Here is a 14,711-nt window from a genome sequence, read left to right on the forward strand (position 1 = left end):
ACATCTTTTTTTTAACCCCTTTTTTCCCCCTACATTCGCTCCCCTTTAAAACTTATAAAACGGTTATTGTTCATGTCGAATTTTGCACCATTGGTTGCTGCCAAATTAAACCTGAGGGTTGTACAGGTAGAGGCAGTATTGGAATTATTTAGTGAAGGCGCTACTATTCCTTTTATAGCGCGATATAGAAAAGATAAAACAGGCGGACTGGATGAAGTTCAGATTCAGCAAATACAGGATGAAGCAAAGTTTTTGAAAGAATTTACCGAGCGTAAAACTTTTATTGAAAAAACAATCAGCGAACAGGGTAAAATGACTGATGCATTGCAGCAGAAAATTGATGCAGCATCTACACTTGCCGCACTTGAAGATATTTACCTTCCCTATAAACCCAAACGTAAAACCAAAGCACAAACGGCAAGAGAAAATGGCTTGGAACCACTCGCAGAAACCATGCTGGCTCAACAACAGGATGATGTGAATGCCGTGGCTGAAAAATACATCAACGATAAAATAAGTTCGGTTGAAGAAGCATTGCAGGGAGCAAGGGATATCATCGCAGAAATGGTTAACGAAAATGCTGAAATGCGCGCTAAAATGCGTAAGCTTTTTGAAGACACTGCAACCATGCAAAGTAAAGTGCTGACCGATAAAGAAACGGAAGGTGTTAAGTACAAGGATTATTTTGATTTTTCAGAACCCATTCATAAAATACCCTCACATAGAATACTCGCCATTTTGCGAGGATTTCTGGAAGGCGTTTTACGTATGAACATTGCACCCGTAGAAGAGGATGCTTTGTACCTGCTTGAACAACAATATGTGAAAGGCATGAGTACATGGTCTGAACACCTTAAGAAAGCCATCAGAGACGCCTATCGGAGATTGATGCAGCCTAGCCTTGAATCAGAATTCAGAACAGCGCTAAAACAAAAAGCCGATGAGGAAGCTATAACAGTATTTGCGGAAAACCTCCGCCAATTATTGCTTAGTGCTCCACTTGGCAGAAAAAATATTCTTGCCATCGACCCTGGTTATCGTACAGGCTGTAAAGTTGTTTGTCTGGATAACAAAGGTGACCTGCAGACTACCGATTTGATTTATGTGCACGAGAACAACCGCATTTATGAGAGTGAGCACAAAATAAAAAAACTGGTAGAGCAATTCAAGGTAGAAGCAATAGCAATAGGTGATGGTACAGCAGGAAGAGAAACCGAACAGTTTATTAAAAAACTCAATCTTGGACTTCCTGTATTTCTGGTGAATGAAGATGGTGCTTCTGTTTATTCTGCCTCTGAAACAGCCCGTGAAGAATTTCCTGATTATGATGTTACTGTGCGCGGCTCAGTAAGTATCGGAAGAAGATTAATGGATCCATTAGCCGAACTGGTAAAGATCGATCCGAAAAGTATTGGAGTAGGACAGTACCAGCACGATGTAAACCAGTTTCGGTTAAAAGAAAGACTGGACCAGACGGTCATAAGTTGTGTGAATGCTGTTGGTGTAAACCTGAATACGGCAAGTAAACATTTGTTGGCTTATGTAAGTGGTATTGGGGGAAGTATGGCTGATAATATTGTCCGTTTCAGAACAGAATTGGGTGGTTTCAAAGACAGGAATGAGCTATTGAAAGTGCCGCGACTTGGGGCAAAAGCTTACGAACAATGTGCGGGATTCTTAAGAATTAAAGACGGTAAAAATCCGTTGGATGCAAGTGCAGTTCACCCGGAAGCTTACCCCTTAGTGGAAAAAATGGCGGCATCTTTAAATGTTGCTGTTGCCGAATTAATTGGAAACGAAAAACTGGTGACTGGTATTGATCCGAGGAAATTTGTATCAGAGCAGTTCGGTGAACTTACGATACGCGATATCCTTAATGAATTAAAAAAACCAGGACTTGACCCCAGAAATGAGTTGGAGCAATTTGAATTTGCACAGATATATAAAATAGAAGATGTGCAGGTAGGGGCAGTAGTTCCTGGGATGGTTACCAACCTTACCCGCTTTGGAGCTTTTATAGATATTGGCGTAAAACAGGATGGACTGGTGCATGTTAGTGAAATAGCAAATCGTTATATCAGCGATCCTGGAGAGGCCCTGAAATTGGGTCAAAAAGTACAGGTTAAAGTATTGGAAGTGGATATCGCCAGGAAACGTATTGCCCTTTCAATAAAACAAACAGAAGAAACAACCGGAACAAGGGTTCCTGCAAATAATGGCCCACGTCAAAATAGAAATGCTTCTCCAAAAAGAGAAGAAGATCTTTCAGCCATGAGTGTAAATGATGCCCTTAATGCGTTGAAGAAGAAATTCGGCAAGTAAGGAAAGTACCGCTGAATGAGTGGATAAATGGTGATGCGGTATAAGGAACTTGAATTATCTTGTATCCTTTAAACCTATATCATGAAAAAGACTGTTTTTGTATTATTTGGTGTTTTACTTTTTAACCTGTCTTATGCACAGGATCCCAGGGTAAATCCTATTATTAAAGATTTTGGTCCTGTTTATGAAATACCGGATGCAGTAGAAAAACCCGATCCCAAAATGACCTATAAACTGTTGGTCGACTTAGTAATGGCCAGCAGTAAACCCGATACCATAAACCTTGGTATTGAAGCCGCATGTACCTTATTAAACCTGCATGGTGTAGGTGGTGTACCCAAGGAAAAAATAAAAATGGTCATGGCTGTTCATAATGCTGCAGGATATACCGTATTAAATAATGAAGCTTATAGAGCCAGGTATAAAGTGGATAATCCTAATTTACCTATGATTAATGCCTTGCTTGAAGCTGGTGTTAAGATTGTAGTTTGCGGGCAAACGCTTAAAAAACGAGGTATAGATCCAGCTACACTGGCCCCGGGTATAGGCGTAGCTACATCTGCTTTAACAACCATTACTACTTATCAACTGAAAGGTTATGCGGTAATCAAATGGTAATTTTCCCAGTTTGATTCTTCAAATCAAAGATCAAAAAGTCAAAAAATCAAAGATTCAAGCATTCTTTATTATATTTTCTAAAATTCCTACTCGATGAGAAAACTCTTCTTCTCTGGGCTAGCTCTTGCAGCATCAGCCTTTGTTGCTACAGTTGTAACAACAAATGATCACAATAATAATTGGATTGCTGCTGTTTTACATTTAAAAGATTCCGTTAAAAAGGACACGAATGTTTATGCAAGTTTCAAAGACCTTCCTTTGAAACCTGAAAGAACTATTTCATTCAATACACAGGAAGGCACCTGGATAAGTGTGGATGTTAGTCCGGACGGAAATACTATCGCCTTTGACCTAATGGGAGATATTTACACAATGCCTATAACAGGTGGTAAAGCAACTCCCGTAACTAAAGGTTTTGCCTACGAAACACACCCGCGTTTTAGTCCGGATGGGAATAAATTATTGTTCACAAGCGATAGAAGTGGCGGCGATAACTTATGGGTAATAGATCGTGTAAAGCAAGATACACTTCAATTAACCAAAACAAGGGTAGATGATTATGTAAATGCTGTGTGGACACCTGATGGCAAATATGTTATTGCCAGCAGGGGCAGACGATTACCACGTTTATGGATGTTTCATGCCGACGGTGGTGGTGGCATTCAGTTAAATGATGCTCCAGGCAGTCTCAAAACCATTGATCCTTTCATCAGTAATGATGGAAAAATGATTTATTATAGCCAACGAAACGGATCATGGAACTATAATGCCCTTTTACCTCAGTACCAGATCGGTGTGTATGAAAGAGAAAAAGGACAAACACGAACCCTCACCTCACGCTATGGGTCAGCATTTACACCCACACTCAGCAAAGATGGTAAATGGATGGTTTATGGTTCGCGTTACCAGGATAAAACCGGATTGGTAATACGTAACCTTCTTACCGGTGATGAAAAATGGCTGGCATATCCGGTACAGAGAGATGAGCAGGAAAGCATTGCTCCACAAGGTGTATTGCCTGGTATGGCATTTACACCCGATAGCAAAAACCTGATTGCAAGTTATGGCGGTAAAATCTGGAAAATACCGGTAAGTGGTGAACCCGCTACCGAAATTCCTTTTGATGTTGATGTGAAGCTTGAATTAGGGCCAAGACTTTATTTTAACTACGATATAAAAGATACCAGTCATGCACTTGCCTCCCAGATACGTGATGCAGTGCCTAGTCCGGATGGTAAGCAATTGGCCTTTACTGTGCTTAACAGGTTATATGTAATGGATTACCCGAATGGAACGCCTAAAAGGTTAACCAGTCACAACTTTACAGAAGCCATGCCAGCATGGAGTCCTGATGGAAAACAACTAGTATTCGTAACATGGGAAGAGAAAGAAGGAGGTAGTGTATACAAGGCGAATATTGCAGACGGAAAAATCACCAAACTCACCAGTGAAGCCGCATTTTACATGCAGCCTGCATGGAGTTACAACCAGCGTATTGCGTTTTTCCGTGGACCAAATCGATTATTCAAAGATGCTGAAGATCCATTCATGAGCGGAGAAGAAGCCGAGATTGTTTGGATGAATGAAAATGGCGGAAATATTACCGTTATCGACAAAGCCAGGAACAGGGGTAATTTGCATTTTACCAAAGATGCGGACAGAATTTTTCTCAATACAGGTGGAGGTATGCTGATATCCATTCGTTGGGATGGCACCGATCCAAAAATGCATGTACGCGTCACTGGTATTACAACTTTCGGTACAGCATTAGATGGGCATGAAGAAACACATACACCAGAAGCACCAACCGGAAAAGAATATGTAATGGGAAGGTATATGTCTGTGTCTGATCCATTGAACAATTGTATGTTGCCAGAATCATACAGCAGCCGTGAGCCGCAAAATATGCCATCTTCAGCAGGAACTATTTTAATGGCGCCTACAGGCAATCTGGCCCTTGCACAGGTAAATAATAATATTTATGTTGTAACAATACCTGAAACCGGTAAAGTTCCTACAATATCTGTGGCCGATGCAGCTTCAAGTATATTTCCTTCACGTCAACTAACTGAAATAGGAGGCGAGTTTCCGGCATGGGAAGCAGATGGTAAAACCGTACACTGGAGCCTTGGTAACGGACATTGGGTTTATAATACAGACAGGGCAAAAGCAGTTGAAGATTCTGTGAAAGAAGCGAAAAAACTGGAAACCAAACGTGCGGCTGATAGTGTAAAAGCACTTACTGCTGCCGGACCAGAAGCAAAAAAATTAGCTGATTCTCTTGCAAAAAAGAAAGTGGCTGACCTGGCTGCAGCATTAAAGGCTGACCCTGCAAAAGCAAAACAAGACAGTCTAGATAAAGTAGCATTAAAGCAAAAAGAAAAATATAGTCCGGATGAAACGCAGGTGAAAGTTTACTATGCCAAAGACATGCCCAATGGTACCATTCTCCTAAAAAATGCAAGGATCATTACCATGAAAGGGGATGAAGTAATTGAAAAAGGAGATGTGCTGATCGTCAATAACCGGATTAAGCAGGTTGGCAAAAATATAGCCGCACCATCAGGAGCAAAAGTGATCGACTGTGCTGGTAAAACAATCACTCCAGGGTTTATTGACACGCACTCTCATATGTGGCCATATTGGGGTCTGCATAAGAATACTGTATGGATCTATGCCGCAAACCTTGCTTATGGTGTTACTACTACCCGTGACCCTCAAACTTCAACCACCGATGTACTTACCTACAGCGATATGGTAGAAGCAGGCTCAATACCTGGTCCAAGGGTGTATAGCACGGGCCCTGGTGTAGGGTTCTGGATGTATAATCTCCGAGACCTCGATCAAACAAGGAAGGTATTGGAACAATACAGTAAGTATTACAAAACTCAATACATAAAAATGTACCTGACAGGTGTCAGACAACAACGCCAATGGGTAATTATGGCAGCAAAAGAACAAAAGCTGATGCCAACTACTGAGGGTGGGTTGGATTATAAACTCAACATGACTCACCTTTTAGATGGATATCCTGGTGTAGAACATGCTATACCAATTCATCCATTGTATAAAGATGTAACCAAAACAATTGCGGAAAGTAAAATGGCGCATACCCCAACGCTATTGGTAGCTTATGGTGGACCATGGGCAGAAAACTATTACTATACAACAGAGAGCCCTGTTCATGATCCTAAATTAAACCGCTTTACGCCTTATGAAGAATTAAGTACCAAAGCAAGAAGAAGAACAGGGGCAAATGGTGGTTGGTTTACGCCGGAAGATCATGTGTTTAGTAAACATGCTAAAGGAACAAAGAGCATTGTTGAGCAGGGGGGATTAGCAGGTATTGGTAGTCATGGTCAATTACAGGGCCTCGGGTATCATTGGGAATTATGGAGCGTTGCAAGTGGGGGAATGAGTCCTTTGAATGCCTTAAAAACCGCTACTATTCTTGGTGCAACTGCATTAGGACTAGATAAAGACCTGGGAAGTATTGAATCAGGTAAACTGGCAGATATTGTGATCATGGATAATAATCCATTACAAAATATCCGTAATACCAATAGTATCAGGTATGTAATCAAGAATGGTAGAATGTATGATGGCAATACATTGGATGAAATTTATCCAAGCCAGAAAAAATTAGACATCAGCTCCTGGACAAAAGAAACCCCTAAAATTACTACAACAGTAAAGGAGTAGGGTATTTGAATTTTTGATCTTTTGATCTTTGATTTTTGATTTTTGCAGAAATGCCAATCAAAGATCAAAGATCAAAAGATCAAAATTGGGTGCCGGTAGGAAAACTGAATGTTAAGCAACAAAACAGTTTATTGAATGCATTGAATGACTGCAGACAATCCGCTGGCTTTCTCTACATCTGTATACTATTTACTGCTGCTAAAGGTTGGGGTATATCGGTTTCATCCAGCATTTCTCTCAGGTCAATTTCTATGGTTCTGCTTAGTGTAGAGATAGGAACATCATTTGCATTGCCTTCAAATGGGTTTTCAGTAGCTTCACCAATTTTTTCCATGGTATTAAAGACCCAGTTAACCAGCACACTAAATGGTATATTCAGCCATACCATATAAGCTCCCAGTTTATTGAATTCATGCAATAGGCCAAGCGGAACCATAAAGGTAAAAAGCCTTATAAAGAACAGGTTGATGCTTGCAAACTGCCTTGGATAAGGGAAGTTTTTTATTCTTTCACAACGACCTTGCAAATCATATAACTGAACAAGCTGGTTTTCCAGTTCTACATAGTTTAACGGGCCAATGAGTTCGGCATCTTTCAGTTTTTTAAGTTGAGCTGATTGTAAACTGATCAGTTGTGTGGCCCTGTTCTTTTTCCCCCATACATATTGAAAATCGACTTCACTCAAATAAGGTTTTAATGCTTCTTCAAAGGGAATTTGGCGTTCGGGGATACTATAAAATTTCTGGTATTCCAGGTTATATATCTTATTAATATTCTCCCATGGCCTTGTTTCCCTGAGTTGATACCTTAATGCGGTAAGCCATGCAATATGTCTGTAAATCAACTCCTGGTGCAAGGGTTTATGTTCTGCTGAACTTCCAACAAAATCTTTTACAAGGATTCCCCAAGACCTGCTGGTGTTAACTATACCACCCCATATTTGTCTTGCTTCCCACAAACGGTTATAGGTTTGTGTATTTTTAAAACCTATGATAAATGCAGCAGCTGTACCAATCATAGCAATAGGTACCCATGGAATGGCAAGCCATGTCCAACCAAAAAAATGGTATAAAATAGTAGGTATACTTGCAAGGATCAGGAGCCGGTAGATATCTCTTCTCGTCCAGAAAAGAAACTCGCTTAATTTGTAGTGGTTTCCAATATGCATGGACAAAAGTTAAGGAAAACTTCTTTGACCATGAATGGTTTTTGAGTGTTCATTGACATATTTTTTGAATATCTATGTCAATGAACACGCAGATAATACTGGTAAAACTCAAAAATCAGGATTTACTCCTGTATAATTCGAAGGGGTGATTGCTTTTAATTCTTTCTTTACCGCAGCACTTACTTTCAACGACTGAATAAAAGTCTGCATGGTTTTCTTATCGATTTTATGGTTACCTCGGGTAAGGTCTTTTAAAGCTTCATAAGGATTGGGATAATTTTCCCTTCTCAAAATGGTTTGAATAGCTTCTGCAACCACTGCCCAGTTATTTTCCAGGTCCTCTTTCAGTTTTGCTTCATTTAGGACTAGTTTGCCCAAACCTTTTTCAATAGACTTAAAAGCAATGGCAATATGCGCAACCGGTGAACCGATATTACGTAAAACAGTAGAATCGGTAAGGTCGCGTTGTAATCTGCTGATGGGAAGTTTGGCAGAAAGGTGTTCCAATAAGGCATTTGCCATACCAAGATTGCCTTCTGCATTTTCAAAATCAATCGGGTTTACTTTATGCGGCATGGCAGATGAACCTACTTCACCCTTTTTTGTTTTTTGCTTGAAATAATCCATACTGATATAGGTCCAGATATCACGGCATAGATCCATCAAAATATTATTGATTCTTTTCAATGAATCGAAATGAGCCGCAAGACTATCATAATGTTCAATCTGCGTTGTGAATTGCATTCTTTGCAGGCCGAGTGTGTTCTCTACAAAATCATTCCCCAGTAAAACCCAGTTCTTTTTAGGGAAAGCAATATGGTGGGCGTTAAAATTACCGGTAGCACCTCCGAACTTGGCGGCATAAGGAATACTGGCAAAAAGTTCAACCTGATTATTCAGTCGCTCAATAAACACCATGATTTCTTTTCCTAATTTTGTAGGAGAAGCTGGCTGTCCATGTGTACGTGCAAGCATGGGAATGTCTTTCCATTGCTGTGCCAACTGGCACAGGTTATTCTGCAGATTTATTAAGCTGGGTAGGTATTCATGTTCCATGCAATGCTTCCAGCTTAACGGAATGGAGGTATTATTAATATCCTGAGAAGTTAGTCCGAAATGTATCCATTCTTTGAGATTACTGATGCCTGCTTTATCTAATTGTTCCTTCAGAAAGTATTCCACCGCTTTAACATCGTGGTTGGTAACTGATTCAATCTGTTTAATTTGCTGGGCATCATCTATGCTGAAATCGTCTAATACTTTTTTTAACTGAACCCTTGCTTTTGGAGGGAGTTTAAAAAAGCGTTTATCTGCCAGGAAGAAGAAATACTCTATTTCTACCAGTACCCTGTATTTAATCAATGCATATTCAGAGAAATATTCATCTAAATGCTGTACCTGTTTGCGGTAACGGCCATCTATGGGTGTAACTGCGGTAAGAGAAGTGAGTTCCATCGGCGATTTTGAGGTTATTTATTGATTATTGGTTTTCTTTGCAGGCAAATTTAGCTGAATTGGACAAGAGATTAAGGATTGGAGCCGTTAGTTATTTGAATACCCGCCCACTAATGCACGGGGTTCAACGGTCTGGGTTGATGCAAAAAATGGATATTGTAGCCGATTTTCCGGCCAATATAGCCGCTATGTTATTAAACGATGAAATTGATGTCGGACTGGTGCCGGTTGCCATTATTCCACGCTTAAATAACCCGCAGATAATTACCCATTATTGCATCGGTGCCGTTGGAAGGGTGGCTTCTGTTGGAATTTTCAGCGAAGTTCCCATAAATCAGATTACTCAGTTGATCCTGGATTACCAAAGCAGAACTTCCGTTAATCTTGCTAAAATTCTTTTGAAAGAATACTGGCAGAAAGAAGTGGAACTTGTGCAGGCACAGGAAGATTACCGTCATCTCATTAAAGGCACTACCGCTGCAGTTGTTATTGGCGACAGGGCATTGTCACAACATAAAAAATCAGCTTATTATTACGATCTGAGTGAAGCATGGCTTCTGCATACAGGTTTGCCTTTTGTATTTGCGGCATGGGTTGCCAATAAACCTATTGATCCAGATTTTGAAGATGCTTTTAACCTGGCCAATGCCTACGGCATAAACCATATAGATGAAGTGGTGGAAACACTAGATTTTGCAGATTATGACCTGAAAGAGTATTATACAAAGAATATCAGTTATACATTAGATGAAGAAAAAAGAAAAGGACTGGAACTTTTTCTTCAGAAATTAACGCAATTATGATGCAGCCATGAATGGTATTTCAGTAATCACCATCGCTTTTAATAACCTGGCTGATGTACAGAAAACCTGTGCCTCGGTTGACGCGCAATCTATTTCTCCACAAGAGCATTGGATCATTAATGGATCTACACAAACTGATATCGCTAATTGGTTGGAAACCACTCCACAGCCCGCTTACAGAAAATGGGTCAATGAACGCGATAAAGGAATAGCAGATGCATTTAACAAAGGCATCCGACATGCAGCAGGCCCTGTTACTCATTTGCTGAACTCAGGCGATATATATGCTTCATCTGATATCATAAAAACGATTGCAGCTTTCTTTCAACAATACCCTGAAGTACAATGGATCAGTGGAAATATTGAATTGATCAGGGGAGGAGAAAAAGTAGTTGTGGGCAAACCTTTTGAACCTGCAAAATTGTACAGGGGTATGCGGAGCATTTCTCATCCTACCTGGTTTGTGAATAAAGCAGTTTATGATAGGGTTGGAGGCTATTTGGCAGACTATAAAATAGCCATGGATTATGATATGCTTTGTCGCCTTGGCAAAGAACCATACCAATACCTGCCGATAACCATTGCCATTTTTGATGATACCGGTGTTAGTTCAACCTCCTACATGAAATCACTGGATGAGAACAGAAAAGTTTTTGAATCACATTTTGGTCCATCTCTTAAACAACGCCTTTGGCAATTACGTTTGAAAGGGCTGCATTATTTATTGCAAAGCGGGTTAGGCCAGTGGATGTTTCGGTTGAAGAAAAAAATGGGGCTTGAAAACTGGTAGTATCAGGAAAATGTTTCAATTACCTGTTCCGGAGTTACAAGATCATAGGGGAGGTCAATAACAAACTCATATTTTTCCCTCACTATTTCTGCATTTTTTAAATCCTCCAGAATCTGCTTTGGATAAACAGCTGTAAAGTAACTGCACAATTCTTTGGGATAAGGTGCAAATCTATTGTATTGTGATCCGTTGAATATACCAGTAACCGGGCATCCTGCAGCTACTGCTAAATGAATGGAACCAGTATCTACAGATAATAACATAGATGCTTGTTTAAGTACTGTAAGCATTTCAGGTAAGCTGGTTTTACCAGTAAGGTCAACAATCGGATATTGATAGGCTGCACAAAAAGCATCTGTATAAATTTTATCTCCTGCCGCACCACACACAACTACTGTATAACCTTTTTGTTCATATAAATGAGCAGCAACTTTACAAAAATTTTGAGCCGACCAGATTCTTTTCTTACTTCTTGATCCAGGAAAAACAACTATATAATTGGCTGGTAAACCTGGATAAGCAGGTAACAATGAAGTTGGGACGGTTGTATCAACGACTGCAGAAGGAAGTCCGGTTAGGAATTCTGTAAACATCCTGTTCCGGTAGAATTCAAAGAGTGGTTTCTCCGAGTGGTTGAACAGTGCTGTATAAAGCCCTTTATCATAGCCCATTTCATACGACTGAACGCTTTCTGTATTGGCTACCATTCCGATGCGGTTTGTGGCCTTGGCAGCCCTGACAATACTGTCATCGTAACGTTTATCGCGAGAATAAACCGGGTTTATTACAGTGGTGTACCCTTGTTGGTAAATCATCCGGAGAAATCGAAAGCGATATTTTATTTCTTTTTTGAACCGAATCTTATCGATCCAGAACTGTTTATTGACCGATGTTGAATCAAATTGTTCAAAAATCGATTTCCAGCTTCGATTGCCACAAAAATGAATTTCGTGATCGCGGAACCTGGGAGAAGAAACTATTTCATTCAGGAAATTGCGCCACAGCATATAGTCGCCAATTTCATCCACACGAACGATCAGGAGCTTTTTATCAGACATTCTTTGCCTGAAACCCAATCGGGCCAGCCAAAGAATGAGGTCGTATATAATGCCTTTAATCTGGTTTAACATGAATCTTCCTAATGCTTACAAATGTACAATCTGAAAACAGATGAAGGTAGATTTTATGTCTTGGTCAGTGATGCTTATTTTTACCCAGATTAAATCAACAACAATGGGCTTTTTGGGGGATCTGAAAAATCGTTTTTATACAAAACTCCGTAGGACACTGAATCTCGAACAGATAGACAGCAAGTTGAACCGGATAAATATGCTGCAGGTAGAAGATTACCTGCAAACCCATTTATACAATAATCCCCGTTACAATCAACCCGATAAACTCAATAGGTTTGAATTTCAGGCATTTTCTCAGGTTGGAGATGATGGTATCATTGAAGAAATTTTCAAACGGATAGGAGTTACGAACCAGTACTTTATTGAATTTGGAGTTGAAGATGGTACAGAAACAAACAGTACCTATCTGTTATATAAAGGCTGGAAAGGTTTGTGGATGGATGGAAGCGAAGCCAATATCAAAGCCATACACCAGCATTGTTCAAAAGCCATAGCAAGGGGCGATTTAAAAGCCGTTCAGGCATTTATTACCGCTGAAAATATCGAATTCCTTTTTCAGCAGGCTGGTGTGCCAACAGAACCAGATTTATTATCGATTGATATCGACCGTAATGATTTATATGTTTGGAAAGCCATCAACCAATATAAACCAAGGGTTGTAATAGTTGAGTACAATGCTGTGTTTCGGCCAGGTTGTGAATTTGTGGTTGACTATGACGCTGCTGCAATGTGGGATGGGTCAAGCAATACGGGTGCAAGCCTGGATGCGTTTTGCAAATTAGGGGAATCAAAGGGGTATAAACTGGTTGGATGTTGTTTCGCTGGTGTAAACGCTTATTTCGTGCGGGAAGACCTGATAAGTTCACATTTTACCGGACCATTCACCGCTGAAAATCATTATGAACCTCCCCGCTATCATTTATACACCAAGCCGGGGCATCCAAGAAAGATAAGCCTCTAATGCTGTAATTATTTCGTTTTGCGCATAAATGCACTCCCGCTTTTGTCTGGGAGTAAAATCACGTGTTCGCCACTGCTTTTGCAAAATTCATCTATGGCTTTTTTAGAACCGTCCCAGTGAAGACTGGAATAATCATGCAATAAAAATAATCCGCCTTTAGGCATTCGTTCATAGAAGAATTCTAATCCGGCTTTGGTAGGAGCATATAAATCACAATCAAGGCTAACAATTGCATAGTTCCTGTTGGAGTGCTCATCGGTTATTGTATCGGGGAAAAAGCCTTTTACGAAAGCACACTGTGAAACTGCCGGGCCTATCACCTGTTTTACCAGTTCAATAGAAGTGTTATTGAAATCTGTATCTTTTGCAGCATCTATTCCTTCCAGGTCTTTTTTGCTGAATCCTTCATAAGTATCAAAAAGAAACACATTCCTGTTATGTTCCTTGGCATAATAGGCCAGGATAGAAGCAGTATTGCCTCTCCATACGCCTAATTCGGCAAAATCGCCTGATATACCTTCTGCTAAAACCTGTTTGCAATTAAGTATAAAACTCCATAGTCTGGCAGTATCGCCACCGTTGTTCCTGCCATTGTGTTTAGTAAATCTTTTTTGCAGTTCCCTGAATTCGGGATGGGCTTGAAATGCAGTATGTGAATCTGGTTGGTAGGCTGTATAAAAAGGCCCCCAGTAGGAAAAACCCAGGTGGAAAATATTACCCAATATCTCCTGGGTGTGGATGCGGTTTAACAAACGCTGGGTAGGCGTTCTTTTTTTGAAATAGCCCTTTATTTTAACCAGAAAGTTTTTCAGTTCACTCATATGGCTATTGCTTAAGGTTGTAAACTGTTTTCTGAGTCAATGAATTGCTGCGCCAGATCTGTATCATCTTCATGAAACAAACAGATGTCATAATAGGCGATACAACTGTTGTCGGCTTGTGCATATCGATGCAGATCGGTGATAATGCCTTCCTGATCAATAGGCGCATTCATGATGAAACGGCCTTTGTTATCAAAGAAGATTACATTACGATAACCTACGGCACTTAAGGTGAGTAGGGTAGATAACCCATCTTCCCCAATAGCATCCATATTGGTGCGATTGTATTCAAAATAGATAACAGGTCTTTTTTCCCGGATCAGTTTAGCAGACCCCCTTAAAATAATAGTATCAAAACCCTCACAGTCTATTTTAAGTAATTTCAGTGTTCGGTTTTGCAGATGTTCTTCTGCCAGTACTTCATCCAGTGTTTTCAGGTGTATTGTTTCGCCATTGTCTTCATTGGGGATGAGGGTGGTGTTCCATCCCGATTTTTCCATCGATACTTTTTTGCTTTCTATTTTTTCGCCAAGGAACGTTTTAATAAGGGTTATATTCTTTAGCGACATGGTATTTCTTTTGAGGAACTCAAAAGCAAAATCGTCGCCTTCAATACCAATTACCGGGAGTTCTATGGCCGATTTAATGATGGCAATGGTATCACCAACATTGGCACCTATATCTAATACCGAAAGGGTGGGGTATTTGCCGGCTACACATACAGATAAGCGGCCTAACTGGCTATTGGCCCCCGGATCGTATTTATAAGTACTAATCTGGGGGTTATTGCCCGGCATTTCCAGCAGGTAATTGCCAACGGTAACTTTTTTGATCCTGTTCACTTTCTTATCGGAATGAACATTCACTTTTACGATATCATACCCTATACTGTTCAGCAGGGATCTTATCAGTTTGCGCATACAAAAACTTTAAAGGGC

Annotated in this window: 11 protein-coding genes; 6 read left to right on the forward strand and 5 right to left on the reverse strand. The window is 40.2% G+C overall.

Features of this window, described 5'->3' with window-relative positions; all coding sequences use genetic code 11:
• The first annotated feature begins 72 nt into the window (after window positions 1-72).
• The 3 genes from ACH30E_RS12925 to ACH30E_RS12935 all read left to right on the forward strand — a co-directional run bounded on the left by ACH30E_RS12925 (window position 73) and on the right by ACH30E_RS12935 (window position 6,642).
• Window positions 73-2,322, forward strand: a complete 2,250-nt coding sequence (locus ACH30E_RS12925) for a Tex family protein (protein WP_490825144.1) — start codon at window positions 73-75, stop codon at window positions 2,320-2,322.
• A gap of 81 nt (window positions 2,323-2,403) precedes the next feature.
• Window positions 2,404-2,940 (forward strand): DsrE family protein, encoded by a 537-nt coding sequence (locus ACH30E_RS12930; RefSeq protein WP_294992149.1) that lies wholly within the window; start codon window positions 2,404-2,406, stop codon window positions 2,938-2,940.
• 93 nt (window positions 2,941-3,033) lie between these two features.
• Window positions 3,034-6,642: an amidohydrolase family protein gene (locus ACH30E_RS12935; RefSeq protein ID WP_490825145.1), complete on the forward strand. Its 3,609-nt coding sequence runs from the start codon at window positions 3,034-3,036 to the stop codon at window positions 6,640-6,642.
• Window positions 6,643-6,814: 172 nt separating this feature from the next.
• Here ACH30E_RS12935 and ACH30E_RS12940 read toward each other — a convergent pair whose 3' ends face one another.
• Together ACH30E_RS12940 and purB are read right to left on the reverse strand one after the other, a co-directional pair.
• The gene (locus ACH30E_RS12940) at window positions 6,815-7,810 is read right to left on the reverse strand and encodes a bestrophin family protein (protein WP_490825146.1); all 996 of its coding nucleotides are present in this window, start codon (window positions 7,808-7,810) and stop codon (window positions 6,815-6,817) included.
• Between the two features lie 108 nt (window positions 7,811-7,918).
• The gene (gene purB / locus ACH30E_RS12945; RefSeq protein ID WP_490825147.1) at window positions 7,919-9,265 is read right to left on the reverse strand and encodes an adenylosuccinate lyase; all 1,347 of its coding nucleotides are present in this window, start codon (window positions 9,263-9,265) and stop codon (window positions 7,919-7,921) included.
• Between the two features lie 59 nt (window positions 9,266-9,324).
• On the opposite strand from purB, the gene ACH30E_RS12950 reads away from it, so the two are divergent.
• Both ACH30E_RS12950 and ACH30E_RS12955 read left to right on the forward strand, forming a co-directional pair.
• Window positions 9,325-10,068 (forward strand): menaquinone biosynthetic enzyme MqnA/MqnD family protein, encoded by a 744-nt coding sequence (locus tag ACH30E_RS12950; protein ID WP_490825148.1) that lies wholly within the window; start codon window positions 9,325-9,327, stop codon window positions 10,066-10,068.
• A 7-nt stretch (window positions 10,069-10,075) separates the two neighbouring features.
• Window positions 10,076-10,858 (forward strand): glycosyltransferase, encoded by a 783-nt coding sequence (locus ACH30E_RS12955; protein WP_490825149.1) that lies wholly within the window; start codon window positions 10,076-10,078, stop codon window positions 10,856-10,858.
• 2 nt (window positions 10,859-10,860) lie between these two features.
• Here the strand turns inward: ACH30E_RS12955 and ACH30E_RS12960 are convergent, their stop codons facing one another.
• The gene (locus ACH30E_RS12960) at window positions 10,861-11,988 is read right to left on the reverse strand and encodes a glycosyltransferase family 9 protein (RefSeq protein ID WP_490825150.1); all 1,128 of its coding nucleotides are present in this window, start codon (window positions 11,986-11,988) and stop codon (window positions 10,861-10,863) included.
• Between the two features lie 55 nt (window positions 11,989-12,043).
• Between ACH30E_RS12960 and ACH30E_RS12965 the strand changes: the two genes are divergently transcribed.
• Complete coding sequence (locus ACH30E_RS12965; protein ID WP_490847348.1) at window positions 12,044-12,952, forward strand: hypothetical protein; 909 nt, start codon at window positions 12,044-12,046, stop codon at window positions 12,950-12,952.
• An 8-nt stretch (window positions 12,953-12,960) separates the two neighbouring features.
• Here the strand turns inward: ACH30E_RS12965 and ACH30E_RS12970 are convergent, their stop codons facing one another.
• The gene (locus ACH30E_RS12970; RefSeq protein ID WP_294992130.1) at window positions 12,961-13,773 is read right to left on the reverse strand and encodes a TylF/MycF/NovP-related O-methyltransferase; all 813 of its coding nucleotides are present in this window, start codon (window positions 13,771-13,773) and stop codon (window positions 12,961-12,963) included.
• 11 nt (window positions 13,774-13,784) lie between these two features.
• The gene (locus tag ACH30E_RS12975; RefSeq protein WP_490825152.1) at window positions 13,785-14,693 is read right to left on the reverse strand and encodes an FkbM family methyltransferase; all 909 of its coding nucleotides are present in this window, start codon (window positions 14,691-14,693) and stop codon (window positions 13,785-13,787) included.
• Window positions 14,694-14,711: the final 18 nt, after the last annotated feature.

The sequence above is a fragment of the Sediminibacterium sp. FW305-C-61 genome (assembly GCF_058231065.1).

What these genes read in the sequence shown, in the direction of transcription:
- ACH30E_RS12955 (WP_490825149.1), top strand. Translation starts at nt 10,076, where the DNA reads ATGAATGGTATTTCAGTAATCACCATCGCTTTTAATAACCTGGCTGAT.
- ACH30E_RS12975 (WP_490825152.1), bottom strand. Translation starts at nt 14,693, where the DNA reads ATGCGCAAACTGATAAGATCCCTGCTGAACAGTATAGGGTATGATATC.
- ACH30E_RS12925 (WP_490825144.1), top strand. Translation starts at nt 73, where the DNA reads ATGTCGAATTTTGCACCATTGGTTGCTGCCAAATTAAACCTGAGGGTT.
- ACH30E_RS12940 (WP_490825146.1), bottom strand. Translation starts at nt 7,810, where the DNA reads ATGCATATTGGAAACCACTACAAATTAAGCGAGTTTCTTTTCTGGACG.
- ACH30E_RS12960 (WP_490825150.1), bottom strand. Translation starts at nt 11,988, where the DNA reads ATGTTAAACCAGATTAAAGGCATTATATACGACCTCATTCTTTGGCTG.
- ACH30E_RS12965 (WP_490847348.1), top strand. Translation starts at nt 12,044, where the DNA reads ATGTCTTGGTCAGTGATGCTTATTTTTACCCAGATTAAATCAACAACA.
- purB (WP_490825147.1), bottom strand. Translation starts at nt 9,265, where the DNA reads ATGGAACTCACTTCTCTTACCGCAGTTACACCCATAGATGGCCGTTAC.
- ACH30E_RS12930 (WP_294992149.1), top strand. Translation starts at nt 2,404, where the DNA reads ATGAAAAAGACTGTTTTTGTATTATTTGGTGTTTTACTTTTTAACCTG.
- ACH30E_RS12970 (WP_294992130.1), bottom strand. Translation starts at nt 13,773, where the DNA reads ATGAGTGAACTGAAAAACTTTCTGGTTAAAATAAAGGGCTATTTCAAA.
- ACH30E_RS12935 (WP_490825145.1), top strand. Translation starts at nt 3,034, where the DNA reads ATGAGAAAACTCTTCTTCTCTGGGCTAGCTCTTGCAGCATCAGCCTTT.